General features: G+C 35.4%; 23 protein-coding genes and 1 pseudogene. 20 read left to right on the top strand and 4 right to left on the bottom strand.

The genetic code is table 11. From position 1 onward, the window contains the following. Nucleotides 1–19: 19 nt before the first annotated feature. Nucleotides 20–496: a GAF domain-containing protein gene (locus IWC72_RS16865; RefSeq protein WP_194530586.1), complete on the top strand. Its 477-nt coding sequence runs from the start codon at nt 20–22 to the stop codon at nt 494–496. Between the two features lie 13 nt (nt 497–509). Here IWC72_RS16865 and IWC72_RS16860 read toward each other — a convergent pair whose 3' ends face one another. Then, nucleotides 510–1271: a DUF481 domain-containing protein gene (locus tag IWC72_RS16860; protein WP_194530585.1), complete on the bottom strand. Its 762-nt coding sequence runs from the start codon at nt 1269–1271 to the stop codon at nt 510–512. Nucleotides 1272–1515: 244 nt separating this feature from the next. On the opposite strand from IWC72_RS16860, the gene IWC72_RS16855 reads away from it, so the two are divergent. Further along, nucleotides 1516–2730: a GAF domain-containing sensor histidine kinase gene (locus tag IWC72_RS16855; RefSeq protein WP_194530584.1), complete on the top strand. Its 1215-nt coding sequence runs from the start codon at nt 1516–1518 to the stop codon at nt 2728–2730. A gap of 105 nt (nt 2731–2835) precedes the next feature. Here IWC72_RS16855 and IWC72_RS16850 read toward each other — a convergent pair whose 3' ends face one another. After that, entirely contained in the window at nt 2836–4296 is a 1461-nt protein-coding gene (locus IWC72_RS16850) for a pyridoxal phosphate-dependent decarboxylase family protein (RefSeq protein WP_194530583.1), read from the bottom strand. A gap of 113 nt (nt 4297–4409) precedes the next feature. On the opposite strand from IWC72_RS16850, the gene IWC72_RS16845 reads away from it, so the two are divergent. Both IWC72_RS16845 and IWC72_RS16840 read left to right on the top strand, forming a co-directional pair. Further along, a complete protein-coding gene (locus IWC72_RS16845; RefSeq protein ID WP_194530582.1) occupies nt 4410–5285 on the top strand; it encodes a LysR substrate-binding domain-containing protein in 876 nt (291 codons plus the stop codon). Between the two features lie 491 nt (nt 5286–5776). Further along, nucleotides 5777–6361, top strand: coding sequence for a thioredoxin family protein (locus IWC72_RS16840; RefSeq protein WP_194530581.1), 585 nt, complete (start codon nt 5777–5779; stop codon nt 6359–6361). Nucleotides 6362–6375: 14 nt separating this feature from the next. Here the strand turns inward: IWC72_RS16840 and IWC72_RS16835 are convergent, their stop codons facing one another. Next, complete coding sequence (locus IWC72_RS16835) at nt 6376–7278, bottom strand: AraC family transcriptional regulator (protein WP_194530580.1); 903 nt, start codon at nt 7276–7278, stop codon at nt 6376–6378. Between the two features lie 335 nt (nt 7279–7613). Here IWC72_RS16835 and IWC72_RS16830 point away from each other — a divergent pair, with 335 nt between their 5' ends. From IWC72_RS16830 to IWC72_RS16755, 16 genes are all read left to right on the top strand, one after another. After that, nucleotides 7614–8243, top strand: coding sequence for an alpha-ketoglutarate-dependent dioxygenase AlkB family protein (locus IWC72_RS16830; RefSeq protein WP_194530579.1), 630 nt, complete (start codon nt 7614–7616; stop codon nt 8241–8243). 61 nt (nt 8244–8304) lie between these two features. Further along, nucleotides 8305–8604, top strand: coding sequence for a putative quinol monooxygenase (locus IWC72_RS16825; protein WP_194527342.1), 300 nt, complete (start codon nt 8305–8307; stop codon nt 8602–8604). A 209-nt stretch (nt 8605–8813) separates the two neighbouring features. Then, entirely contained in the window at nt 8814–9488 is a 675-nt protein-coding gene (locus IWC72_RS16820) for an NAD(P)H-dependent oxidoreductase (RefSeq protein WP_194530578.1), read from the top strand. 8 nt (nt 9489–9496) lie between these two features. Further along, a complete protein-coding gene (locus IWC72_RS16815) occupies nt 9497–10504 on the top strand; it encodes a zinc-binding alcohol dehydrogenase family protein (protein ID WP_194530577.1) in 1008 nt (335 codons plus the stop codon). Nucleotides 10505–10531: 27 nt separating this feature from the next. Beyond that, nucleotides 10532–11005, top strand: coding sequence for a cupin domain-containing protein (locus tag IWC72_RS16810; protein WP_194530576.1), 474 nt, complete (start codon nt 10532–10534; stop codon nt 11003–11005). 50 nt (nt 11006–11055) lie between these two features. After that, entirely contained in the window at nt 11056–11889 is an 834-nt protein-coding gene (locus IWC72_RS16805; RefSeq protein WP_194530575.1) for a DUF4437 domain-containing protein, read from the top strand. Beyond that, entirely contained in the window at nt 11889–12998 is a 1110-nt protein-coding gene (locus tag IWC72_RS16800) for an L-dopachrome tautomerase-related protein (protein ID WP_194530574.1), read from the top strand. Before IWC72_RS16805 ends, IWC72_RS16800 begins: the two co-directional genes overlap by 1 nt. A 259-nt stretch (nt 12999–13257) precedes the next feature. Next, nucleotides 13258–14811 (top strand): DEAD/DEAH box helicase, encoded by a 1554-nt coding sequence (locus tag IWC72_RS16795; protein WP_194530573.1) that lies wholly within the window; start codon nt 13258–13260, stop codon nt 14809–14811. 226 nt (nt 14812–15037) lie between these two features. Beyond that, nucleotides 15038–15904: an AraC family transcriptional regulator gene (locus tag IWC72_RS16790; protein WP_194530572.1), complete on the top strand. Its 867-nt coding sequence runs from the start codon at nt 15038–15040 to the stop codon at nt 15902–15904. Between the two features lie 211 nt (nt 15905–16115). Then, nucleotides 16116–16961, top strand: a complete 846-nt coding sequence (locus IWC72_RS16785) for an enoyl-CoA hydratase/isomerase family protein (protein ID WP_194530571.1) — start codon at nt 16116–16118, stop codon at nt 16959–16961. Nucleotides 16962–17000: 39 nt separating this feature from the next. Beyond that, nucleotides 17001–17984: a zinc-dependent alcohol dehydrogenase family protein gene (locus IWC72_RS16780; protein WP_194530570.1), complete on the top strand. Its 984-nt coding sequence runs from the start codon at nt 17001–17003 to the stop codon at nt 17982–17984. Between the two features lie 209 nt (nt 17985–18193). Beyond that, nucleotides 18194–19156 carry a 2OG-Fe(II) oxygenase gene (locus tag IWC72_RS16775; protein ID WP_194530569.1) on the top strand — a complete coding sequence of 321 codons (963 nt, stop codon included), beginning with the start codon at nt 18194–18196 and terminating at the stop codon, nt 19154–19156. A 75-nt stretch (nt 19157–19231) separates the two neighbouring features. Further along, the gene (locus IWC72_RS16770) at nt 19232–20023 is read left to right on the top strand and encodes an SDR family NAD(P)-dependent oxidoreductase (RefSeq protein ID WP_194530568.1); all 792 of its coding nucleotides are present in this window, start codon (nt 19232–19234) and stop codon (nt 20021–20023) included. A 90-nt stretch (nt 20024–20113) separates the two neighbouring features. Next, complete coding sequence (gene kefF, locus IWC72_RS16765) at nt 20114–20707, top strand: glutathione-regulated potassium-efflux system oxidoreductase KefF (RefSeq protein WP_194530567.1); 594 nt, start codon at nt 20114–20116, stop codon at nt 20705–20707. 4 nt (nt 20708–20711) lie between these two features. Then, nucleotides 20712–22598 carry a monovalent cation:proton antiporter-2 (CPA2) family protein gene (locus tag IWC72_RS16760; protein WP_194530566.1) on the top strand — a complete coding sequence of 629 codons (1887 nt, stop codon included), beginning with the start codon at nt 20712–20714 and terminating at the stop codon, nt 22596–22598. A gap of 294 nt (nt 22599–22892) precedes the next feature. Beyond that, complete coding sequence (locus IWC72_RS16755; RefSeq protein WP_194530565.1) at nt 22893–23858, top strand: LamG domain-containing protein; 966 nt, start codon at nt 22893–22895, stop codon at nt 23856–23858. 210 nt (nt 23859–24068) lie between these two features. Here the strand turns inward: IWC72_RS16755 and IWC72_RS16750 are convergent. Next, nucleotides 24069–24218 (bottom strand): annotated as a pseudogene (locus IWC72_RS16750) (transposase); the annotation flags it as partial. Nucleotides 24219–24366: the final 148 nt, after the last annotated feature.

Below are 24366 nucleotides of genomic sequence, written 5' to 3'. Positions count from 1 at the left end.
TTTATCAAAAACATAAATTATGAGTGAGAAGGAAGGATCAACCGTAGAAGTTATTTTATCAGATTTGAATGCTACTACTGTAGATTGGCAACGAGTGCTGGAGAACGTTATTGCCTGTTTTGATTGTACTACGGGAACTCTTCATTTTTTGGACCAAGAAACTGAATTACTACAGATACAAGCTCATAAGGGAATCCCTCCTTTTTTAATCCCAAAGTTATCTACTATTCCTATTGGTAAAGGAATGGCAGGTATTGCCGCTGAACGTAAAGAGGCGGTTGAAATGTGTAACCTACAAACAGATGATTCAGGAGTGGCTCGTCCTGCAGCTAAGGAAACCAAAGTAGAAGGCTCTATTGCAGTGCCTATGTTGCTAGACGGAAAGCTATACGGAACATTGGGTATTGCCAAACCTGTACCTTATGATTTTACGGAAGAAGAGCGTAGGAACCTTCTTGAAATTGGCGAGGCTATGAGCAAGGCTTTATTGGCCTAATTTTCTTTTTTTTTTAGAGGGAAAACGTAAGCCCTAGTTTTAAGTTGGACGAACGGTCACTTTCGGTAGAAGTTGAAAAGCTACTATAGAAATAATTATAAAGTGCAGAAACGCTGAGATGGTCCGTTAGGGGCATTTCGGCCTTAAGCTGACTCAATATTCTATGGTTTGCCATATAGCGATATAAAGGCTGATAGTATACGGTGCCGGTAAAATCTAATCGCGTTTTAGGAAATGAATAGGTGGCAGATAGGTAGCTACTGTTCCTGTGGTTATAAAAGCGTTCTTCAGAATCTACTTGTTTTTCTATTTCATACATATATGCATTTCCAAAATAGACTTTTGCATTGTCTTCGGAAATCAATTTTAAGCGAATACCGGCACCTGCCAGATTTCTATTGGATATGGTGAGAAGAGTGTTGTTCTGATTTTGTATAAAACCTTCGAGTCTAAAGAAATCCGTTATTTTATGGTTATAACGTAAATGAAAGAAATACGAATTCTGGAAGTCTTCGTCTTTACTTCTAATGAGGTTGTAATTTCCGATAAAGAAGAAAATTTTCTTAAGGTCTTTAGATTTTAATTGGGTAGTAATGTTGGAACCAATTTGTAAAATATAGGCGCCATTGTTATCAGTGTAATTAAAAAGCAAATCGCTTTTAAGGGCAAAACGTACCGAATCTTTTTGCATACGTTTAGACTCAATATTTACCAATTGGGCACTAGCATTAGAAATAAAAAGTAACGTTATACCTAAGGATAATGGAAGTTTCATGAAGTAAGCAGTTTTCAAGCTGCAAAACTATCTAATTTCTTTCTTAAACATAAACTTCATGTAAGGGTAATCTTGTGTAAAGCATAATTTCTTACCAAAAACAGCTTTCTTCGAAATAAAATAGAAACAAAAATCGTATTATTGGTGTAAGCAGATTTTAATTCTAAGACCGCTTAACAGCTGTAATATGCAGCATAACGTTAAACGGTGAAGAGAAAAAAATCATTTTAGAAGATATAGGTAGATGGAAATAATAGACGCATTGCAGAAAGATATAAAAGATATTCAATCTATTAATATAGTGCCAACCATTCTAGATGTGGTTTGCAGGGCTACAGGCATGGGTTTTGCTGCTATTGCAAGGGTAACAGAAGATACCTGGGTAACCTGTGGCGTTTTAGATGTTATTCCTTTTGGACTTTCTGTAGGAGACGAACTGGACATACAAACCACCTTTTGTAAACAGGTGCGGGAAAGTGATCAGTTGGTGGTTATAGATCATGTTGAAAAAGATGAAGTATACCATAACCACCCTATACCTGCACAATATGGTTTCCAGAGTTATATTTCTGTACCTATTATGCGAAAGAACGGTGAGTTTTTTGGTACTCTTTGTGCGCTGGACCTTAAACCCAATAAGGTTAATACCCCACAAATAATTGATATGTTTTCAATGTTTACGGAATTGATTGCATTTCATTTAGATGCCCTTGAAACTATGCGAAAGCAGGATACAGCCATAAAAAAGAAAGATATTGAGCTTGCTGCCTATGATTTTATTTCAAGTCATGATTTGCAGGAGCCACTTCGAAAAATTCAGATTCTGACCAGTACCATTGAAAAGAAGGAAGAACAAAATCTTTCGGATAAGGGTAAAAAATACTTTAAATCCATAAAAAAGGCAGCCACTAGAATGCGCAATATTCTCAATGACCTTTTGACCTATTCAGAGACGGAGTTTAAACCTAAAAGTTTTAAAGAACAAGATTTAAAGGTTCTTGTAGAACGGGCAAAAGATAGGTTAACTAAGAAAATAGAGAAAACTAACACCATCATAAACATAGATGATTTATGTACGTTGAGAGTGGTTCCCATACAAATGGAACAGCTTTTTTATAACCTTTTTACGAATAGCTTAAACTTTAAAAGTACCAAAAGGCCCCTTTTAATTGAAATAAGTAATAAAAAGGGTTTGGGTCAAACGTTTGGCGTTCAAGGTTTAGAGGACAATGTAATGTATTGCGAAATTTTGGTAAAAGACAACGGAATAGGGTTTGATCAGCAATACAGCGAAAAAATATTTGATATTTTCCAACGTCTTAAAACCAAAGAGAACGATAAGTCTACTGGAATAGGGCTTTCTATTGTTAAGCGCATTGTAGAAAATCACCAAGGAAAAATCATAGCCGTTGGTAAACCTGATCATTATGCTATTTTTAAGATGTACTTGCCGTTATAAGTAAACTACCTCGGGACAAGCCTGCGAGGCATTAAAAAGAATACATCTGGATTTCGAGGCAAGCCTCGGAGCATTTAATCTCGATTATCGAGTAAAATTCCTTTTTTAAATAAGCATTGGGGCAGCATCTAAAATAGAAACTGCTTGCTTTTCAATTTCATTTAGGAGCTCTATAAAGTCTTTTCTAGAAGTTAAAGGATTCATTACTGAACAACGTAAAGTAAGCTGATCCGCAATTGTAGTTTGTACAATGTAGAAACTTCCTGAAGCTACCAATCTTCTTCTAATATCAGCGTTCAATATGTTCAATTTATTAAGACTCATTTTTTTGTGGGGCACATATCTGAAGTTTACAATATTAGACTCTGGTTCATGTGTTAATTCAAATTCAGGTTTATTTTTTACTAATTGAGCCATCAATTTTGCCGAATCATATAGCTGATTTACATTTTTTTCAAATATATCTGTGCCATGGGTTTTTAGGATAAGGTAAACTTGGGCAGATAAAAAGGGTTTGCTGCATTCAAAGGTTCTTTTTGCAGAATTGTACCATTCTTCCGTTTCTGGAGAATCCCATAGATATTGTGCTCGTTGCGCAAAAGTTCTGTAAACTTTGTTTCCTTCTTTAAATAATAGAGCCGTGCTGAGCACTGGTGTCATAAGCATTTTGTGAAAATCAATAACAACAGAATCTGCTTTTTCCATTCCCCTTGTCAGACTCTTGTATTTTTTAGAAAATACCACGGCACCGCCATGCGCACCATCTACATGTAGCCAAAGGTTATGAGCTTTGCTAAATTCTGCCAAGGCATTAAGGTTGTCATATGAGCCTGTAGCAGTAGAACCTGCGCAGCCAATAACGCAGAATACATGTAGGCCGTCCGCTTTAGCTTTTTCTAGATACTGGGGTAATAAGTCTGTACGGATTTTAAAATTGGAATCTACGGGAACCTTAATAATGCCTTTATCTCCCAAACCTATAATCTTAGCAGCTCTTTCAATACAATAATGAGCTTCTTCAGAAACCAAAACGGCTAATTTTTCATTGTGACCTTCTTCCCATACATTATTAGGCGCTTTGTCTTTTCTAGCCGCTAATAGCGCTGTTAAATTGGCAAGGCTTCCGCCAGAAGTCATAATTCCGGAAGAAAATATATCATACCCTACTTTCTTGGCGGTAAAGTCTGTTATTACCCGTTCCATTGCATTTGATGCAGGCCCCATTTCATACACCCCTGTGCTGTTATTAATTAAATTTGTAACGAGGCTCGTGAGTGCTGAAATAGGAGCTGGAACGGCTGTTTGGTGCCCCATATATTTAGGGTGTTGCGTTTGTTGTGAACGGTTAAGGAGCGTAGTAAGAGTTGCTATTGGATTTGCCTTTTCCTCTAAATCATTTTGCCAAAAGTGCAGTTCTTCCTCAGGAGAATTATTAGGGTATACTGTCTTTTCTTTTTGATGCTGTAAATCATTCAAATGATTTGCTAAAACATCGATTAGTTCTTTTCCTATAAATCTAAACTGTTCTGCATCGTAAACTTTTGAAAGTCTTTCGTTCGTTGTCATAGTCAATATGTTTTGGGGTCTGCATCATCCTACCCACCACAAATCTAGATATCTATAGTTATATATATAAATGCTTAATTTTGATAAACTAATAACAAATACGTATTACTGAAATGGATTTACAGCATATAAGAAGCGCCGTACTGCTTTCAAAAAAATTGAATTTTACAAAAACGGCAGAAGCGTTGCATATTGTGCAACCAGCATTGAGCCGAAAAATAAAACAACTTGAAGAGGCTATTGAGGCACCTTTGTTTAGGAGGAATAAACGTAATGTGGAATTGACCCATGCAGGAAGTTATTTTATCCCAGAGATGGAGAAACTCTTGCTTCAGTATGATTTTATAATTAAGCGAACCCATCAAGTACATAAAGGGGAGGCGGGGGAATTGAAAATTGGTTTTACACACTCCGTCATGCAGTCAATCCTTCCTGAAATACTGGTTGATATACGTAAAAACTTGCCTAATATTAAGACTATACTAAAAGAACTCAATAACCGAGATCAATACATACGTTTACAATCTGGAGAATTAGATATAGGCTTTGCAACCAATCCGTTAGTGCCTGTAGGATTAAAGAGCAAAGTTTTGCATATAGATAATTATGCGGTTTTAGTTCCAAGGGGTTTTGATATGAATAGATTACACGTTAACGGTTTCTCTACATTTGCAAAAGAACCGTTTATCTTCCCTTCAAAAACAGATGGCCCAAACTATGTAAATATTATAGAATCTATTTGTACAAGTGCTGGTTTTATACCTAATGTAGTTCATGAAACCGATTCTGTGAGCACAAGTATAAGATTGATTGAAGCAGGTATGGGGGTTTCGTTAGAACCCATTTCATCTCTTCGCGGTCTTCATTTGCCAATTGATTTTTATGAGCTAAAAGACACTCCCCAAAAAGCTAGATTAACTATGATTTGGAACCCTAAACTAGAGGTTGAACATCCAAAATTATTCAGTCTTTTAAATACGATCAAATAGGTAGCACAGATAACCATAGACCTCGTTTTTAGAGTAATTACAAGGTGGTTTTTCTGATTGACTTTTTTTTGCGATAAGTAATTTGGTAAGATTATCTGAGACAATTTTTTGTACAAATACGTTCAGTTTCTAGCCGAATTAATAGTGAAATAGCTGATTATTTGATCATTTATATCTTAAAATGATGATTTTTTTTCAACTTTTTCCATTATCACCTTAAAAATTAGCATACCCTCTCGAGGGTGTGGAATTGTAAATTGTACAAATAAAGGATTTAAATACACAAAACAATGTATCATTGCTAATTTTTAGATTAAATATGTGCTTAATTAGCAAATATCATAGCATAGCATACAAAAAAAAATTAAAAAACACCTCTATTAGTACATATATCCCCTTTATTTATACCTAACTTGAACATACGAGAGTAGAACGTTATATGTGATCCAAAAAAAATATTCATGGACACCTAGTCCCCTAAATGTATAACCATGGCATTCGTATTGTCTAGCATAATGGAATTAGGAAAGAGGGCCCCGGAATTTAAGTTGCCGGATACGGTTTCAGGTGAGTTATTGTCTTTAGAGAAATTAAAGTCTGATAAAGCAACGATTATAATTTTTATTTGCAATCATTGCTTGTTCGTAAAACACATAAACTCAAAGCTTGTTGAAATTGCAAATAAATACCAGGCTTTGGGAATGCAATTTGTTGCAATTAGTAGTAATGATGTAAAACAACATCCAGAAGACACTCCGTTTATCATGGCCCAAGTAGCTAAGTATCATAAATATCCATTTCCTTATCTCTATGACAAATACCAAGATGTTGCATTAAATTATGGTGCGGAAAGCAACCCGGATTTGTTTGTTTTTGATCATAATTTAGAATGCGCTTACACTGGTAGGTTTGATATGACCAGACCCAATATTCAGCCGGCCACGGGAGCGGATCTTATCTCGGCACTGGACATGCTTCTATTGGGAGAAAAACCAAATCCTAACCAATACCCAAGTATGGGTACTAGTATAGCTTGGAAACATGGAGTGTATAGAAATGATGATAATATCTTCTAATAAAAACTACTTTTTTATAATTGAGCTGTAGTAGCCGCACAGTTTGTATTACGCTTTAGTAGCATATACTCACCATTGTTTTTGAATTCACGTAATGAAGCCCCTGTATAGCGTTTAAATGTTTTAGAAAGGTGACTTACATCAGTAAAGCCTAAATCGTCCGCAATTTGAGTTAACGTAAAATCTGAATTTAATAAACGTATTTCTACTAATTTCAGCTTTGCCTTAATTATATATTCCCTCAAAGATATACTGACTTGTTTTTTGAAAAATTCACTTACATATGTGGGAGACATCATAAATACCTCTGCTAAATTCTCAACTTTTAACTGTTCCGGTTTATCAATATTCTCGTTAATAAAAGTCAGCATTTTGATAATGCGATCATCTGTATTACTCTTTGGCAGTTCGTAAAAACTTCCCTTTTTTACATTTCTGATTAATATTTCCATGACGGAAATCATTAAGGATTTGATTAAAGCTATAGATTCATTACCAAAACTTCTAGATTCTTGTAATATCATAGAAGTCAATTTTTTTAAATATTCTCTATCCCTATCGCTTTTAATAATGTCCCCTGGTAATTGATTGTAATTGGATAGTATATAGGATGCCTCCTTAAACCATTCGTTTTTTTCCGTTATGGAACGGTTTTCATTTTTAAAAAAAGAATCAGTGAATTTTAAGAACACAAATTTTGTAGGCTTTTCTATGGTAAATGAGTGACACTTTAGAGGGGGAAGCAGAAACATGTTGCCCTTGCTGTAGTTGTGGTCATTATAGTTTATACACTGCGTACCTTGGCCTTCTTTTATTAGGACCAACTCAAAAAAATTGTTCTTAACAGGGCGTTGTTTCCAGTCTGTCAATTCAATTTCTTGTATTTCAAAAGGTTTATGTGCTTCTAGTATCTGCATAATAGGCTATTTAGGCTGCTAAAATACAATTTTGTACGACCACAGTGCTGGTTTATATTCATTTTAACCTTTAAAAATACATAATTATCCTTTTTCTATACTTCGTTAAAGGACGAAAGCAGACATATCTTTGTTCTGTATTTAAAAACAAATTTTATTCTTTATAAAATGAAAAATTTATTAGTAGTATCTTCTTTAGCATTAGTGATGTGTAAATCACCAAAATAAAAAGAAAAAAATGATTTCAGAATCAGTTATAACATGCCTATGTTTTTGGTAAGTTTTAGCCTGAGTTCCCGACAAATGATTACATATTAAAATGGAAGAAAATACAAATGTATTTATTTAATCAAACCAATTTATTTTCAACGGAAGAAGTTCGTAAAACTACTTTTGATTTACCAGGTGCTGATGTTACTTTATTTGAGAATTTCTTCAGTTTAGAAGAAAGCAACAACTTGTATGCTAGCTTACTTGAAAATACACCTTGGCAACAAGAACAGATTACCATACACGGCAAACTTGTGGATTACCCTAGGTTGACGGCTTGGTTTGGTGATATTAGCAAAGACATTCAATACACAAATACAAAAAGTAAAATGCATGTTTGGAATGATGATTTACTTTTTATAAAGAAACGAATAGAGCAGGAGGTAGATATAAAATTTACACGCTGTTTACTTAATTATTACCGTGACGGAAAAGATAGTGTAGACTGGCATCAAGATTATAAGGGAGCTCAACGAAAAAATACGGTTATTGCTTCAGTAACTTTTGGTGCTACTAGGCCCTTTCAATTAAAACATGTATCAAGAACAGATTTAAAACGTGTAGATATCCCATTAGCAAATGGCAGTCTTTTATTGATGCAAGGCGCCACCCAAGAAAACTGGAAACATAAAATACCGAAGACCACAAAACAGATTTCCCCAAGAATTAACCTAACCTTTAGGTGGATCGGTTAATTTATCCGGCATCAATCTTTACTTTTATAGTTCTAACATTAGAACCAATTTAAAGCATCTTATGAAAAAATCGTATTTAACCTTAGTGGTACACATTTTAGTAAAAGAAGAATTTAGAGAAGAAATAAAAGCCGAATTGCTAAAACTTATTAGTCCCACTAGAGGAGAAGAAGGTTGTATTGCTTACGACTTACATCAAGATAACGATAACCCGAATCTGTTTTTATTCCACGAGAAATGGGTGAATCAAGATTATTTGACCAAGCATTCACAAAGTGACCATATTGAGGCCTATAGACTTGCTTCTAAAGATAAGCTTGAGAATGTTTCTGCTTATAAAATGACAGAGCTTACCAATTAGAATTGTAATTATAAAGGCTTAACATTAAATTAATGTATTAAAAACCGGTAATTTTACCTGTAACAAGCTCGTTTTGGCAATATTTTAAGATTTCGCCACTTAAAAACCTCCATTTATACCTTATTCTCCTTTTTTTGTACACTATTTAGGGTGTGTTCTCCAATTATCTTTGTCGTCAATAAAACTATCAATTATAAAAAGACATAATAATGAATACACCAAACATTGCACAAGAAGATATTTTAAACGCATTTAATTACAGACATGCTACCAAAGAATTTGATGCGTCAAAAACATTAACCGATGAGCAAATCAATTTCATTTTAAAAACAGCAAATTTATCTCCAAGTTCATTTGGTTTTGAACCTTGGCATTTTATCGTTGTACAAGATAAAGAATTACGTGAGCTTTTAAAGCCAGTAGCTTGGGGCGCTCCCGTAAAATTAGATACTGCTAGTCACTTTATTCTAGGTCTGGCAATGAAAGCTCCTATGGTAAAGCATGATGCGCCATATATTGAACATATGATGAAAGAGGTAAAACAAATGCCCGAAGATGTTGTAGAAGTATACTCTAAGTTTTACCGAGAGTTTCAAGAGCGTGATTTTAATCTAGATTCAGACAAGAAGTTATTTGATTGGTCATCAAAGCAAACCTACATTCCTCTAGGTAATATGATGACTGCCGCAGCCTTAACAGGTATCGATTCTTGTCCTATTGAAGGTTTCCATATAGAGGATACGGAAGCTTTATTAAGAGATAAATTTGGAATAGATACAGATAAATATGGAATTTCTTTTATGGCTGCATTTGGACATAGAAAGGCAGACCCAGAATTTCCAAAATCTAGAAGACCATTAGAGGACATTGTAACTTGGAAATAGGAAATATTATGAAAGCAATAGGATACAAAGAGAATCTTCCAATTGACAATACAAAATCTTTACAAGATGTAGAATTGGAAACTCCAAAAGCTACGGGAAGAGATATTTTAGTTGAAATAAAAGCTATTTCTGTAAATCCGGCAGATTATAAGGTACGTGCAGGAATGCCCGCAGAAGGTGACAGCTGGAAAGTTATTGGATGGGATGCTACCGGAATAGTTACGGCAATTGGTGAAGATGTGACTCTTTTTAATATTGGAGATGAAGTTTGGTATGCAGGCGATTTTACGCGCCAAGGTAGTTATGCAGAATATCAAATTGTAGATGAGCGTATTGTTGGTAAAAAACCTCAAAGCTTATCTTATGCTGAAGCTGCTGCATTACCATTAACCACACTTACAGCCTACGAAATGTTGTTTGATCGATTAGAGGTATCTAAAGACGATGCCAACAAATCTATTTTGGTTATTGGTGCCGCTGGTGGTGTAGGTTCTATTTTGGTGCAATTGGCTAAAAAACTGACGAAGTTGAACATTATAGGTACGGCTTCTCGCGAAGAAACCACATCTTGGTTAAAAGAATTAGGTGCAGATACGGTTATTAACCACAGAAACAAGTTGAGCGAAGAGTTCGAGAAATACAATTTACCGGCTCCAGAGTACGTAGTAAGCTTAAATGCTACGGAACACCACGTAGATGAAATTGCTAAACTGATAAAACCTCAAGGGAAATTCGGATTAATAGATGACCCAAAATCGCTAAATGTAATGCCTTTTAAAGGTAAAGCGGTTTCTACGCATATAGAGTTAATGTTTACACGCTCTATGTTTCAGACCGAAGATATGATTGAGCAGCATAATATATTGAACAAAGCTTCTGAATTAATCGACAACGGTACCATTAGAACCACGCTAGGCGAAAATTTCGGAACTATAAACGCTGAAAACCTTAGAAGAGCGCACGCTTTTTTAGAAACGGGTAAAGCAAAAGGTAAAATTGTTTTAGAAGGATTTTAAGTGTAATGAGCCAAAAAATATATTATAATGAAAATTAAAATTACACTTGCAGCAGTAGCTATAACAGCATTATTTATAAGTACTACGGCAAATGCTCAAGTAAATACCATAGATTCTGTAGCCACTTCAAAAGTACAACATTTCAATTTTGATGAAATGGAATCTGAGTCCATAGGTGAAGGCATTAAAAGAAAATGGTTTCACGGTGAAAAAGGGCAAATGACCATTTTTGACTTGGAAAAAGAAGCACATATTCCTTGGCACAAACACCCTAACGAGCAGATAACATACATTATGTCTGGTAAGGTAAAAATCAAGACTATAATTGATGGCAAAGAGGAATTTGTAATTGTTTCTGGCGGAGAAGTAATTGTTTTCCCAGAAAATGTACCACACGAATTTTGGGCATTGGAAAAAACGGTGGATTTAGATGTTCACGTTCCTGTTCGCCAAGATTGGTTAAGCAAAGAATTACCAGATTATTTAAAGAAAAGTGAATAAAATTTGCATCAGCAATACTTATTAATAATACATATATAAAATATATCAAAATGAAAAAAACAATACTACTTGCATTAGCGATAGCAACAACGGCATATGCAAGTGCACAAACACCAACAACGGATCCTGCCAAATCTGTAAATGAGGTGGTAACGGCGGACAATGTAGAATGGGGGTGGTTGAATCCACTTCGAGGCGATAAGAGTCCCGCTGCAGGAAAACTTTGGGGAGATCGTACAAAAAATGAACCTGCAGGATTTTTAGTGAAATTTAATAAAGGATTTTCATCGCCTCCACACATTCACAACATTACTTATAGAGGTGTTGTAATACAAGGATTATTACACAATGACGATGAAAAAGCAGAAAAACAGTGGTTGCCAGCAGGTTCTTATTGGCAGCAACCAGCAGGAGAAGCACATATTACAGCTGCTGACGATAACGAGAATATGGCTTTTTTAGATATTCAAGAAGGACCGTATTTAGTACAACCAACTTCAGAAGCTTTTGATAATGGCGAAAGACCAATTAATGTTGATAAAAGCAATATGGTTTGGTTAAATGCCAACGATATAGAATGGGTTTCTGCAAAAAGTAATGTTGAAACTGCCTTTTTATGGGGAAGCCACGGGGAAAATCAATTGCGTGCAACACTTTTAAGGTTACCAGCAGGCTTCAGTGGAAAAATCAAAAATTTGAGTCCTAATTTTAGAGCAGTTGTTATTTCTGGAGGAATATCACATCAGTTTTCTAAAAAAGAGGATAAAAATGAATTAGAAGCTCCTTCATATTTTGGTACAGAAGAAAACGCAACCTCTATCATTTCAACAACTAAAGAAACGGTGATTTATATTAGAAGTAACGGTGATTTTGAAGTGAAGTAATGATGAAAAAGATAAGTATCATATTAAGTTTAGTTACTTCAGTTATGGCTTTGCAAGGACAAAACACCGTTTCCGAAGTAGAAACATATGGTACGGTAGATCAAGCGGTGGGAAATATTGCTTTTACCAATGATGGTGAATTAGTATACAGTCATCATCCATTTTTTTCTCCAGAAATAAGAGTCGTGAAGTTTGATAAAAAGGCGAACACAACTTCGCCTTTTCCCAACTTGGAATGGAATACACCACGAGAAACCGATGATAATTACTTAAGCAATGTTCTCGGAATCCGTAATGATGAAAATGGTGTTATCTGGATGATAGATATGGCGCAGCGTAATAATGTTACGCCAAAAATTGTAGGTTGGAATACAAAAACCAATAAATTAGAACGTATATATTACTTACCAGAGTCAAGTGTGCCTTCAATTAGCCAACCCAATGATATGGTGGTTGATACCAAACACGGCTTTTTTATTATAGCAGATGAGGGTATAGGTAATGGAGGAGATGGAAGCAAGGCAGCTTTTATCATCGTAGATATGAAAACGGGAAAAACACGTCGGGTTTTGGAGGGTACACGTACTACAAAACCAGAAAATACCCCAACGGTTATAAATGGTAAGCATCTGGCAGTAAATGGAAAAGATTTGTTGATTGGTAATGACGGAATTACTGCCGATGCTAATTTTGAATACATCTATTACGGATCGTTAAACGGACCAAAAATCTACCGAATTAAAACGTTGGATTTAGTTAATGAAGATTTCACGGATGCCGATTTAGATATCAAAATTGAAACCTACTCAGACAAACCAAACAATGGCGGTATGTCTATTGATAATGAAGGCAATTTATATTTAACTGCTTTAGAAACCAAAAGTGTTGCTGTAGTTCTAGCTAAAGACCGTAGCGTAAAAACAATGGTTCAAGACAAAAATATGGTTTGGCCAGATGGTGTTAGTTACAACCACGTAGATGGTTATATGTATGTATCGGCAGCACAAGTAAATAGGGGAGCTCCTTTTAATGAAGGTAAAAGTGTTGCAACTAAACCATTTTATATTTTCAGGTTTAAGCCTGTTGTAAAAGGTGTTTCATTTAGATAAAACGTGATAAAATATATTAGGATAATTCAAAAAGCCACTTTTCCTAATGTGGCTTTTTCATTTTAACGCTTTCTTGAATTTGTAAAGCAAACTGAAGTATTCAATTTTTAAGCGGTAGACTTTGTAAGATTAGTACGATGAATATCAGATAATCGATATCATTTATAAAAACGGCGGTGAATTGTTTCGGAAAGCCCTTCAATATATTAGTAATTATATATTGAAGGTTTTACCTTTGCATGCTACAGAAAATGATATCATGCAAGAGACTCAATTTGAACTACAAGAAAAGAAGACTGAAAAAGAACTTTACAGCTACCAGCAAGGTGCCATTCAGCGCATATTTGAAAAGTTCGATAATGAAAGAGAAGATTACCACCTATTATATCAATTACCTACTGGTGGTGGAAAGACCGTAATTTTCTCTGAAATGGTCCGGCAATACCTTAAAAATCACTCGAAAAAGGTTTTGGTAATGACACACCGTGTAGAACTCTGTAACCAGACTTCTAAAATGCTCACCAGTTTTGGAGTGGTCAATAAAGTAGTCAACAGCAAAGCCAATTTAGATGACCATGAACGTTACAACTGTTATGTTGCCATGGTAGAAACACTAAATAATAGGCTTAACGATGGTATATTGGATATTTCGGATGTTGGCCTGGTCATTGTGGATGAGGCTCATTATAATTCCTTTACAAAACTGTTCAAGTTTTTCGAAAATTCTTTTATTCTTGGTGTTACCGCTACGCCCTTAAGCTCCAATAAGGAGTTGCCCATGAACAGCAACTATGATGAGTTGATACCTGGGGAATCTATAGAAAACCTAATTGAAAATGATTTTCTGGCCAGAGCTGAAACTTTTCAGTATGATATGGGGCTGACTTCATTGGAGGTAGGTTCCAATGGGGATTATACGGTTAAATCCTCAGCGGACTTGTATACTAGCCCATCTATGCTGAACAAATTATTGGAAGCTTATACCGTGCATTCCAAGGGTAAAAAAACACTAATATTCAATAATGGTATTGAAACTTCAATACAGGTATACCACACCTTTAGGAGTGCGGGGTTTCCTATTATGCATTTGGATAATACCGCTACCAAAAAACAACGAAAACAAATACTAACGTGGTTTCATGAAACTCCGGACGCGATACTAACATCCGTAAGTATTTTGACCACTGGTTTTGATGAACCCACAATAGATACCATTATTCTAAACAGGGCCACAAAATCATTAACCTTGTACTACCAAATGATAGGTAGGGGTTCTCGTGTGTTGAACAACAAGTCTAAATTTACCGTTATAGACCTTGGTAATAATATCTATCGTTTTGGCCCTTGGGGAGCGGACTTAGACTGGGAAGCAATTTTTAAATCTCCTAATTTCTTCATAGACCGTATTAAGGATGATGAAGATATTGAAGGTTCTTTTAAACATGAACTTGCCGATGATATTCGGTCAGAATTTTCAAAATCTAAGGACACTTACTTGGATATTAAAGCTATATATAAGGAAGCGACCTTTTCCGGAGAATCTTCCAAAGTGGTATTGGAAAAATCCATTGAACAGCATGCCTATATCTGTATAGAAAACAGTGAAGACGTGTATGATGCCCTTGCGTTGGCAAAATTACTTAAAGAGGACATAGATAATAGAATACAAGTGTATGGCAAGTGTATAAGTAAAAGCACCTATAATTTTATCAGTTGGCTGAAAATGGATTACCAAAAAAAGCTTAATGTCTATCTTCGAGAAAACTTTGATGCCGTTTTTGAGCAAATTCACGGGCATCCGCCAGAAGATTAACCAAGTGCGATAATTAAGAAATTAGATTGTTTTTTGGTTTATCTAATACTGGTTGAAATAAGGTGAAATTGTAGTAATCAAACCTTTTTGCTTTTATAGATGTAAGCCAGTTATAGAAGGGGTTTGCTTTAATGAATTTCAATGTGAATTTAACGATTTAGAGGCTTTTTAGTATCTTACTAAAAGAGTGTTATCAAACTAACAGTTAACCATTAAACTACCAAATATGGCGCGAACCATTATTGATAATATTGTTATTGCCCAATATAAAGATCAAACTTTTTTTGAATTTTGTAAATATACTACCATTCGGTTTTTTGAAATTGTATATTTTGAAAAAGGTGAAGGAACTATTAAGATTAATGGGCATACCGTAAATTATTCGGCTAACAGTATTTTCGTTTTTGTTCCCGACGATATTTATATAGTGAATCCAGAGACTGCAACCACAACCACGGCTATTAAATTTTTGAAAAGTTTTTTTAGGGGAGATGCTCAGCAAAATGCAAATCTTCCGGTGAACGATTGGTTTCGTAAAATTGAAGGAATTCTAAATAGTGAAAGTCATCAATTGCGTGAAATGCGTTTTGAAACGGAATCGGATAAAATACACCTAATATCACTGATAAAAATGGTGGCAGCGGAAAACGATAAAAAGAAATCATACGATTTGTTTATCATTCAAAATTCACTTTCTGTAATTCTTCATCTTGTTGCACGTAATATTCAGTTTTTAAATGCTGATATGACGACCAAGCTTGTAGAATCGTCTAAAATTCAACAAATCATAAATTATCTTCATGCTAATATTTACAACCCAGAATTATTAACCACCAAAAACTTGGCAGAGGAGTTTCATATGGCGGATAATTATATTAGTGAGTATTTTAAAAAGCATACGGATGTTTCTTTAAAAAAGTACATTCTTAACTACAAATTGAAGCTGGTAGAAACAAGATTGAAATATACGGATTTGCAGTTTTCTGAAATTGCAATGGAGCTTGGTTTTACAGATTCTAGTCACCTTAACAAAACCTTTCAAAGCTATAAGGGAATGACCATTGGAGCTTACAAGGCTAGTATTTCTGCATAATTTTTCAATGGAATAGTTTTTTATAACTGCTGTCATCGATTTTCATAATCGATGGTTTTAGGGTATTCTATAGTTTGTTTACCTAAAAAAATACCATTAACCTTTTTTTTTACCAGAAGCCCTTTGTTTTTTACCCTTTTAAAAGTGTATGTCCAAGATACCTTTGTACTGTAATTATTACAGAATAAATATCAACCAAAAACTTAATACTATGGACTACAAGAATTTTCAAACATTTACGGCAAAACAAACAGGAGGAATTTTAACAGTTGATATCAACTTTGGACCAGTAAACGTACAAGGACAAGAAATGCTAGCAGATTTAAGCAGCCTTTGTTTACGATTAGAACGCGATAGAAGTGTAAAAGTAGTCGTTTTTGAATCTTCAAATCCTGGGTACTGGGTATGTCATTATGATACCAACTTGTTAAAAGATTTATCTACAGAAGCGGTACCAAGAAACGAAGTGGAGTTGTTTGATTTACAATTAATCTTAGAAAGATTAAGCAATGTACCACAAGCGACTATAGCAAAAATTGAAGGTTTTGCTCGTGGTGGCGGACACGAAATGGCATTGGCTTTAGATATGCGTTTTGCAGCAAGAGGAAAAGCCAAGTTCATGCAGATGGAAGTAGGCATGGGTATTCTGCCTTGTGGTGGCGGAGCTTCACGTATGGCAAGACAAACAGGTTTAGGAAAAGCATTAGAACTTATTTTAAGTGCCAAGGATTGGGATGCAGATGAAGCCGAAAAATTTGGCACCATAAACAAAGCTTTAGATGCTGATGAAATAGGACCTTATGTAGATACTCTAGCACAACGTATCTCTAAATTTCCTGCAGAGTCTATTGCTGCTAGTAAACGTGCTGTACATACTTCTATAGACTTACCTATTAAAGAAGCTTTAAAAGAAGAAGCATACCAATTGTTTCAAGCAACAAGTAAAACTCCAGCCGTTAAACGTTTCCAATATGCAGATGATAACGGCGCCCAGTTTGACCATAATAACCAAAAGAATTGGGAGCAAATGGTAATGGATATTCAAGAAGTAAATTAATAAAACAAGAATTATAATTAAATAAAAACAGAGATTGATATGAAAGCAATGTTATTAAACAGTTACGGAGAAAATGCAAATTTTGAAGTTTCCGAAATAGCGAAACCAGAAGTTACCGCAAATCACGTTTTAGTAAAAATAGTGGCATCTAGTGTCAATACTATTGATATGATGATTAAAAATATGGGGACGGATTTACCATTGTCTCCTGCTACTCCAGCTTTATTAGGTATGGATTTTTCCGGAGTAATTGAAGCTGTTGGAGAAGGCGTAGAAGGTTTTAATGTAGGTGATGAAGTTTATGGTTGTGCAGGCGGACTTGCAGATTTACCAGGTACATTAGCAGAATACATTGTAGCAGATAGCAACCTTGTGGCTCACAAACCAAAAGGATTAACAATGCGTGAAACTGCAGCCTTACCTTTAGTAGCTATTACAGCTTACGAAGGTTTAACTAGAGCAGGCGTAAAAGCGGGTCAAAAAGTATTGGTACACGGTGGTTCTGGTGGTGTTGGTCACTTAGCGGTACAACTGGCTAAGTATTTTGGAGCAGAAGTTTTTGCTACAGGAACAGGAGAAAACCAAAAAGCAATTGTAGAAAAATTTGGTGCAACCTTTATTGATTTTAAAACTGAAAAGGTAGCAGATTACACAGCAAAATATACCGATGGTGGTTTTGATGTGGTTTTTGATACGGTTGGAGGTCCAAACCTAACCAATTCTATTGAAGCGGTTGCCTTAAACGGACACATTTCTACAACAGTATCATTATGTGAGTTAGATTTAACACCGTTACACTTTAAAGGTGCTACATTACACGTAGTATTTATGTTAATACCAATGTTACATAATTTTAAAAGAGACGTGCACGGTAATGTATTAGAGCGTTTAGCAGAAATTTCTAACGAAGGACACTTAACTCCAATTGTAGATGAAAACAGCTTTTCTTTAGAACAAGTTGGTGATGCTTACGCACATTTACAAAGTGGTAAAGCTATTGGTAAAATAGTAGTAGAAAACTAAAAATAATAGGGATTTCCAATGTATCCTTATGTCTGACTAATAGTGATGAATGCCTCTTTTTTAGAGGCATTTTTCATTTTTAGAAAGTCAACCTTGTTTTTTACCTAAACTTCCATTTTTGTTACCAAACGCCAACCGGTGTTGGTCCTTAACTTTGTATTAAATAACAAGAACAAAAGCAGTTATACAACTTTTAAAAAATAAAAATCATGAAAACAATAACAAATACAAATGCACTTGAACAAGCTCTTGCACTAGAAGTTCCTACACGAGAAGCTTCATTAAGACGAGAACCATCCGTTTCTCAATTTTGGAATGACAACCGTAAATTGTTAGAAGCTGCTTGGGCAGAATGGGAAACTGAAAATAAAGACAATTTACTGGTTCCTGATGAAACCTTACTTGACCCACGATTACGACAAGCTATTAACGATGCTTGGGAAAATCCAGAAAAAGAATCTGCCGTTGCCGATTTGTGGGAAGAAATTATTCCTGGTGTTTATGTTGCACAGTTTTTTGATGTTGAACGTTTAGCAGAATTCCGCAGTTATTTGGAAGATGTGGTTAACTCAAAAATACCGAAACGCGCACCTTACGGTATTCAGTTGAATCGCTATGGTATGATGTTGGATCCACGATCGGAAGGTCATCTTGCAGCTCCTAATTTTCAGGCATTTTATAATGAAATGATGGATCGTTACATGCGTCCAATTGCACGCTTGTTACTAGGTACTTATGGTTACGATAACCAAACCTTTGGTTTCTCTATTCAGTATAATCCAGATAAGGATAAAGATTTACACGCACATACGGATGCCTCGGCTGCAACCTTAAATATCAACATTAACTTACCTGATGAAGAATTTACAGGTTCACAAGTTGATTTTCATGATACATCCACAAGAAAAGTTGTTCAGACTATCTTTGAACCAGGTAAAGCAATAATTCATACCGGAAAAGTACCACATGCTACGCACCCAATCACCAGCGGACAACGGAGTAACTTGGTAGTATGGCTATATGGAGACCGAATGCAAATACCACGAGGTGGTACAAGCAGCTATGGTGGTGGCAATAACGCTGCATCCAAAGTTGTTTCGTCAGAAGACATTACTGCACGCCAGCGCTGGAGTTTGCCAGATGGTCCTAAAGATACCATTGCACCGTTTTAAAAAGAACAGGAATCAGAATTTTGGCAGAAAATATTCTGCCAAAATTCCATTTAAAATATTCAAAAGTTTATTAAAATGAAATATATATTAATTACAGGAAGCACAGACGGAATAGGAAAATTACTAGCATTACGTTTGGCGAAAGAAGGTCATTTTGTTGGTGTTCACGGTAGAACCGAAACTAAGTTAAAAGCTACTGTAACAGCAATAAAAGAGCAATCCAATAACGAAAATATAATTGGTTTTTTAGCGGATTTTTCAGATTTGGCGGATGTTAAAAAGATGGCTGCTGATGTCATTGAAACTATGCCAAAAATTGATGTTTTAGTAAATAATGCAGGTATTTTAACCAGTAAGGTGGATAGTATTCCTTCGGGAATTGATATTCGTTTGGCAGTAAATTACTTGGCACCGTATCAACTTACAAATACCGTTCTATCTTTATTAAAAAAGGCTGATGCTCCGCGGGTAGTGAATTTGAGTTCAGCAGCACAGTCACCGGTTTCATTGCTTGCTTTGGAAGGAAAAACATATTTAGGTACTAATGAGGCCTACGCCCAAAGCAAATTAGCCTTAACCATGTGGAGTTTTGATTTAGCCGCAAAAGAACCAAATATTCTTGTTGTAGCCGTAAACCCAGGTTCATTATTAAATACCAAAATGGCACATGAAGCATACGGCCAGCATTGGTCTCCCGCTGAAAAAGGGGTAGATGTTCTATACGATTTAAGTATGACCGATAAAGCTAAAACAGCATCTTATTTTGACAATGATAAAGGTGGGTATTCGCAAGCACATCCGGATGCTTATAATTCAAGAAAGATTGAAGAACTCATTGCATTAAGTGATACCATCACTTTAGAATAGAATAAGTTCTAAAGAAAAATACGGATGATTACTGTATAAAAAGAAAATAACAATGATTCTTTGCATTGTAGTTTCAGCTAAATTTGCGTTATGAAGAATATATTAGTTTTATTTTCTCACCCTAAGTTTGAAAAATCTAGGGCTAATTCCATTTTAGCAGATAAAATAAAGGATAAAGTTGGGGTAACATTTCATGATTTGTATGAGCGTTACCCTGATTTTAATGTAGATGTAGATGCTGAAAAAGAATTGATGGAGGCGCATGATATCATTATTTTTCACCATCCATTTTATTGGTATAGCTGTCCTCCTCTAATGAAGCAGTGGATAGATATGGTGTTGGAGTTTGGTTGGGCGTACGGCCCTGCAGGAAATGCACTGTTAGATAAAAAATGGCTAAACGTGATAACTACAGGAGGCTCTAAGGCTATGTATTGCGAAAACGGCACCAATTGCTATGCTATAAATGATTTTTTACGACCATTTCAGCAAACAGCTAATCTATGCGGTATGCGGTATTTACCTCCTTTTGCAGTTATGAATACACATAAGATAGAAGATAAAAAGTTGCATGCCTATGCAGAGCAATATGATAAGTTAATTGATTTATTAGTAGAAGATGCAGTAGTTGCGGAAGTTGGCAACATCTCTTTTTTGAATGATATTCCACAACTAAACGCGTAGCACTATGACAGGTAATATTCTTTTTGAAGCCATAGTTTTTTTATTAGGTGCAATTATTTGTGTTTCCATAGCTAAACGTCTGGGACTAAGTTCTGTTTTGGGCTATTTGTTGGCTGGAGTTTTAATAGGTCCTTACGTACTAGGTTTTATAGGAAATGAAGGAGAAGATATTCTTCATTTTGCTGAGTTTGGTGTCGTTATGATGCTATTTTTAATAGGGTTGGAAATTGAGCCTAAAAACTTCTGGAAAATGCGGAAGACTATTGTAGGAATGGGCGGCATTCAAGTGGCTGGAACCATGCTAATTTCCTACTTTTTATTCCTATTTTTTGGTTTTGATTGGAAGGTAGCTTTAACATTTTCCATGGCCGTAGCCTTATCTTCTACAGCAATAGCGTTACAAACCATAAAAGAAAAAGGGTTATTGAATACTACTTTTGGAACATCTTCATTTTCTATTTTATTGTTTCAAGATATCATTGTGATTTTTATGCTTGGAGCTCTGCCATTGTTGGCTAATACAGATATAACTCCATTAGAAAATAGCGAGGAACACACTAATTTACTTCAGAATTTACCTTTGGGTTTGCAAACCTTGGCTATTTTGGTTTCTGTTGCTACTATTGTAGTAGCAGGACGTTTCTTGATTGTACCCTTATTACGTAAAGTCGCAAAAACAGGAGTTCGGGAATTGCTGATAGCTGCAGCCTTGCTTATCGTTTTTGGTATCTCGTTCTTGATGGAATTGGTTGGTTTGAGTCCAGCTTTGGGCGCCTTTTTAGGGGGGGTGGTTTTATCTAACAGTGAATTTAAACATGAGCTAGAAAGCACATTAGAGCCTTTTAAAAATTTACTTTTGGGTTTGTTTTTTATGGCCGTTGGGGCTTCCATAAACTTTATAGTCATTGCTAAAAGCCCGTTAACGGTGGGTGGTATTCTGGTAGCGGTTATTGTCTTAAAAGCATTGGTCTTATTTGTTACAGGTTCTTTTTTTAAATTAAAACTAAATCAGAAACTACTACTAACATTTAGTTTGTCCCAGATTGGGGAGTTTGCTTTTGTACTGTTGTCCTTTGCTTTTTCCTTAAATATTTTAGAACAAGAGCAACTAGATATTATGCTAGTGGTCACGGCATTAACCATGACTATCACGCCTATAATAGGAATAATAAACGAAAGGGTTTTGTTACCACGATTAGGCACTAGGGAATCTATAAAAAGACCAATGGATCATATTGCGAAATCACAGAAGGTAATTTTAGTCGGTTTTGGTCATTTTGGGAGTACTATTGGTCGCTTTTTACGTACTCACGGTGTAGAAGCTACTATTTTGGACCATGATTCTAACAGAGTGGATTTTTTACGTAAAATGGGTTTTGAGGTGTATTATGGAGATGCCACAAGAACGGATTTACTAGAATCTGCAGGTATTGCAGAGGCGAATATTCTTATTTGTGCAATGGACAATCCTGAGGTAATAAAACAACTGGCAAAAGCCGTAAAGAGCAAATACCCGAAAGTAAAATTAATGGTCAGAGCTAGAGATAGGTATGCCGCTTATGAGTTTTTGAATATGGAAATAGACCATATTTATAGAGAATCTTTAGAAACTTCTTTAAAATTGGCAAGTGAAGTTCTCAGCCAAATGGGCTTTAGAAAATATACGTTACAACGTCAGGTTCAAAATTTTATTAGGTACGATGAGGACAGCCTTAAACGTTTGGCTAAAGAGAAGAAAATTGGTGATGAAAATTATATTTTTAAGGCCCGTAAGGAATTAGAGCAACAGGAAAAGTTATTAGAACAAGATTTTAAAAGAGGTATTGTTGAGTTTGACACCCATTGGGATGGGGAGCAAATTAGGGCAGCTTTGGAGGATAAAAATATATAGATAAAACTACAGTTCTAAACTAAAATCGGCTATTTACTTATTAAGTAGCCGATTTTTTATTGCTCTAATGTAACCGTTTTATTATCAAAAACTGGTTGGGATTGTTTATTTCAAATTCTGAAGTTTTAAATCCAATTTGACTTTAATGCATATAAAATCAAAACTTAAGAAGTTATGATTAGAAATTGTACAGTTGTTTTTTATCCCTGTCAAGTTTTTGATCAGTGGTTTTTTTTACTTCAACAGGGTTCATCCTGTATCTTGGTGAAATCAAAAAAACAGAAAAGAGCCTCAATGAATTCTATAAAAATAGGAACCGTAATTCTCAGTCTTATATGCCTTTCCTGTAAGAGTGAACCCCAAGAAGAGCCTGAGCCACAACAAATAGAACAAAAATTACAGAATGAAGAAGAGCTAACACTTACAGAAGGTATTGAAGAGGGAAATGAGACGGACAATGTAAATAATAATATCGTATATGATTTTACCGGAAAAACACCACCACAAGCGCCAGAAGGAATGGAGTGGAAGCTCATTGATGAACTGACCGATGAATTTGAGAGTAACGATTTAAACACGTCTAAATGGACAAAATCATTATGGAACTATGGAGTTCCTGTCCAAATGATAGAGGAAAATTCAGGAGTTGTAGATGGTAATCTCTGGATAAAAGCAACCCTGGACGATGATAATGAACGTTGGTTTCAAAGTTCTCGAGTAATGTCCATAGAACAAATTAATTATCCGGTATTTACGGTTAGTCGTATTAAAAATGCACATATATCTGCTTACAATACTTTTTGGTTGAATAATGGTAATATCTCTAACCGAAATGAAATTGATGTTATAGAGAATAACTCAAACCCGTCTTGCGACTGTCAGCCAGATTTTCCATGGCAAATGAACGCACAATACTTTCATGTGGTAAATGATGATACCAAGCGCAACAAAGGCAATTATGATAATCGTAAGTTATCAGATGGAAATCCGCTAAAAGGAGTGCCTTGGAATGAAGAATACCACACTTTTGGAGTATGGTGGAAAGATGCAACCCACATTCAGTTTTATTTAGATGGAGAACCTGCTGGAAGTGTGGTTTCTGCGAGAGAATTTACAAGAAACTTAAATATCATATGGGACCTGTGGACCGTAGATGCCGATTGGTTGGGCGGTTTGGCACAAAAAGAACATTTATCAGATAGTACATTGAATACCATGAAAGTAGATTGGATACATACCTACAAGTTGGTACATAAATAGAATTAACAATTGAGAGTTGTTTAGTTTAGTTGAATAAGGCATTGACGTTTAGTTGATGTCTTATTTTTTTTGTTCCATATTTTTCCTGTCGCCCTATGAAAAGTCGGCTATCGTCTTTTTTAGAATATGAAGTTCCAGTTTAGTATTCCTTGACCTTTTCTTCAACTCTGCGATTTCACGTTGCTCGTCCGTCAGGTTCGGGCTTCCCTTTCAAGGAAAACTGTTCTTACCATAGGTGTCCGATTCTCTACGCCAGTGGCTCAACACCGATGTAGGGATATCTAATTCTCTGTATATCTCTACAACGCTACTACTTGCGTAATTATGTCCCACGGCCTGTTCTTTAAACTCTACAGTGTAATTTCTTTTTTCTTTTGGTAGGCTAGAAAATTAATATAGACAGCCAACACGCTCTTAACTTTGTGTCCAGTTAAATATAGTAATTCCTGTTTGATCGCAAATACGATCTGCGACTCTGAATATTTTAATCCTTTCATATCATAAGCAA

The sequence above is a fragment of the Zobellia roscoffensis genome (genome assembly GCF_015330165.1).
Taxonomy (GTDB): domain Bacteria; phylum Bacteroidota; class Bacteroidia; order Flavobacteriales; family Flavobacteriaceae; genus Zobellia; species Zobellia roscoffensis.
Note: the sequence above shows the minus strand (reverse complement) of the source record. Positions and strands in the feature narration are given on the sequence as shown.

Coding starts and splice junctions, on each gene's coding strand:
- IWC72_RS16865 (WP_194530586.1), top strand. CDS start 20: ATGAGTGAGAAGGAAGGATCAACCGTAGAAGTTATTTTATCAGATTTG.
- IWC72_RS16860 (WP_194530585.1), bottom strand. CDS start 1,271: ATGAAACTTCCATTATCCTTAGGTATAACGTTACTTTTTATTTCTAAT.
- IWC72_RS16855 (WP_194530584.1), top strand. CDS start 1,516: ATGGAAATAATAGACGCATTGCAGAAAGATATAAAAGATATTCAATCT.
- IWC72_RS16850 (WP_194530583.1), bottom strand. CDS start 4,296: ATGACAACGAACGAAAGACTTTCAAAAGTTTACGATGCAGAACAGTTT.
- IWC72_RS16845 (WP_194530582.1), top strand. CDS start 4,410: ATGGATTTACAGCATATAAGAAGCGCCGTACTGCTTTCAAAAAAATTG.
- IWC72_RS16840 (WP_194530581.1), top strand. CDS start 5,777: ATGGCATTCGTATTGTCTAGCATAATGGAATTAGGAAAGAGGGCCCCG.
- IWC72_RS16835 (WP_194530580.1), bottom strand. CDS start 7,278: ATGCAGATACTAGAAGCACATAAACCTTTTGAAATACAAGAAATTGAA.
- IWC72_RS16830 (WP_194530579.1), top strand. CDS start 7,614: ATGTATTTATTTAATCAAACCAATTTATTTTCAACGGAAGAAGTTCGT.
- IWC72_RS16825 (WP_194527342.1), top strand. CDS start 8,305: ATGAAAAAATCGTATTTAACCTTAGTGGTACACATTTTAGTAAAAGAA.
- IWC72_RS16820 (WP_194530578.1), top strand. CDS start 8,814: ATGAATACACCAAACATTGCACAAGAAGATATTTTAAACGCATTTAAT.
- IWC72_RS16815 (WP_194530577.1), top strand. CDS start 9,497: ATGAAAGCAATAGGATACAAAGAGAATCTTCCAATTGACAATACAAAA.
- IWC72_RS16810 (WP_194530576.1), top strand. CDS start 10,532: ATGAAAATTAAAATTACACTTGCAGCAGTAGCTATAACAGCATTATTT.
- IWC72_RS16805 (WP_194530575.1), top strand. CDS start 11,056: ATGAAAAAAACAATACTACTTGCATTAGCGATAGCAACAACGGCATAT.
- IWC72_RS16800 (WP_194530574.1), top strand. CDS start 11,889: ATGATGAAAAAGATAAGTATCATATTAAGTTTAGTTACTTCAGTTATG.
- IWC72_RS16795 (WP_194530573.1), top strand. CDS start 13,258: ATGCAAGAGACTCAATTTGAACTACAAGAAAAGAAGACTGAAAAAGAA.
- IWC72_RS16790 (WP_194530572.1), top strand. CDS start 15,038: ATGGCGCGAACCATTATTGATAATATTGTTATTGCCCAATATAAAGAT.
- IWC72_RS16785 (WP_194530571.1), top strand. CDS start 16,116: ATGGACTACAAGAATTTTCAAACATTTACGGCAAAACAAACAGGAGGA.
- IWC72_RS16780 (WP_194530570.1), top strand. CDS start 17,001: ATGAAAGCAATGTTATTAAACAGTTACGGAGAAAATGCAAATTTTGAA.
- IWC72_RS16775 (WP_194530569.1), top strand. CDS start 18,194: ATGAAAACAATAACAAATACAAATGCACTTGAACAAGCTCTTGCACTA.
- IWC72_RS16770 (WP_194530568.1), top strand. CDS start 19,232: ATGAAATATATATTAATTACAGGAAGCACAGACGGAATAGGAAAATTA.
- kefF (WP_194530567.1), top strand. CDS start 20,114: ATGAAGAATATATTAGTTTTATTTTCTCACCCTAAGTTTGAAAAATCT.
- IWC72_RS16760 (WP_194530566.1), top strand. CDS start 20,712: ATGACAGGTAATATTCTTTTTGAAGCCATAGTTTTTTTATTAGGTGCA.
- IWC72_RS16755 (WP_194530565.1), top strand. CDS start 22,893: ATGAATTCTATAAAAATAGGAACCGTAATTCTCAGTCTTATATGCCTT.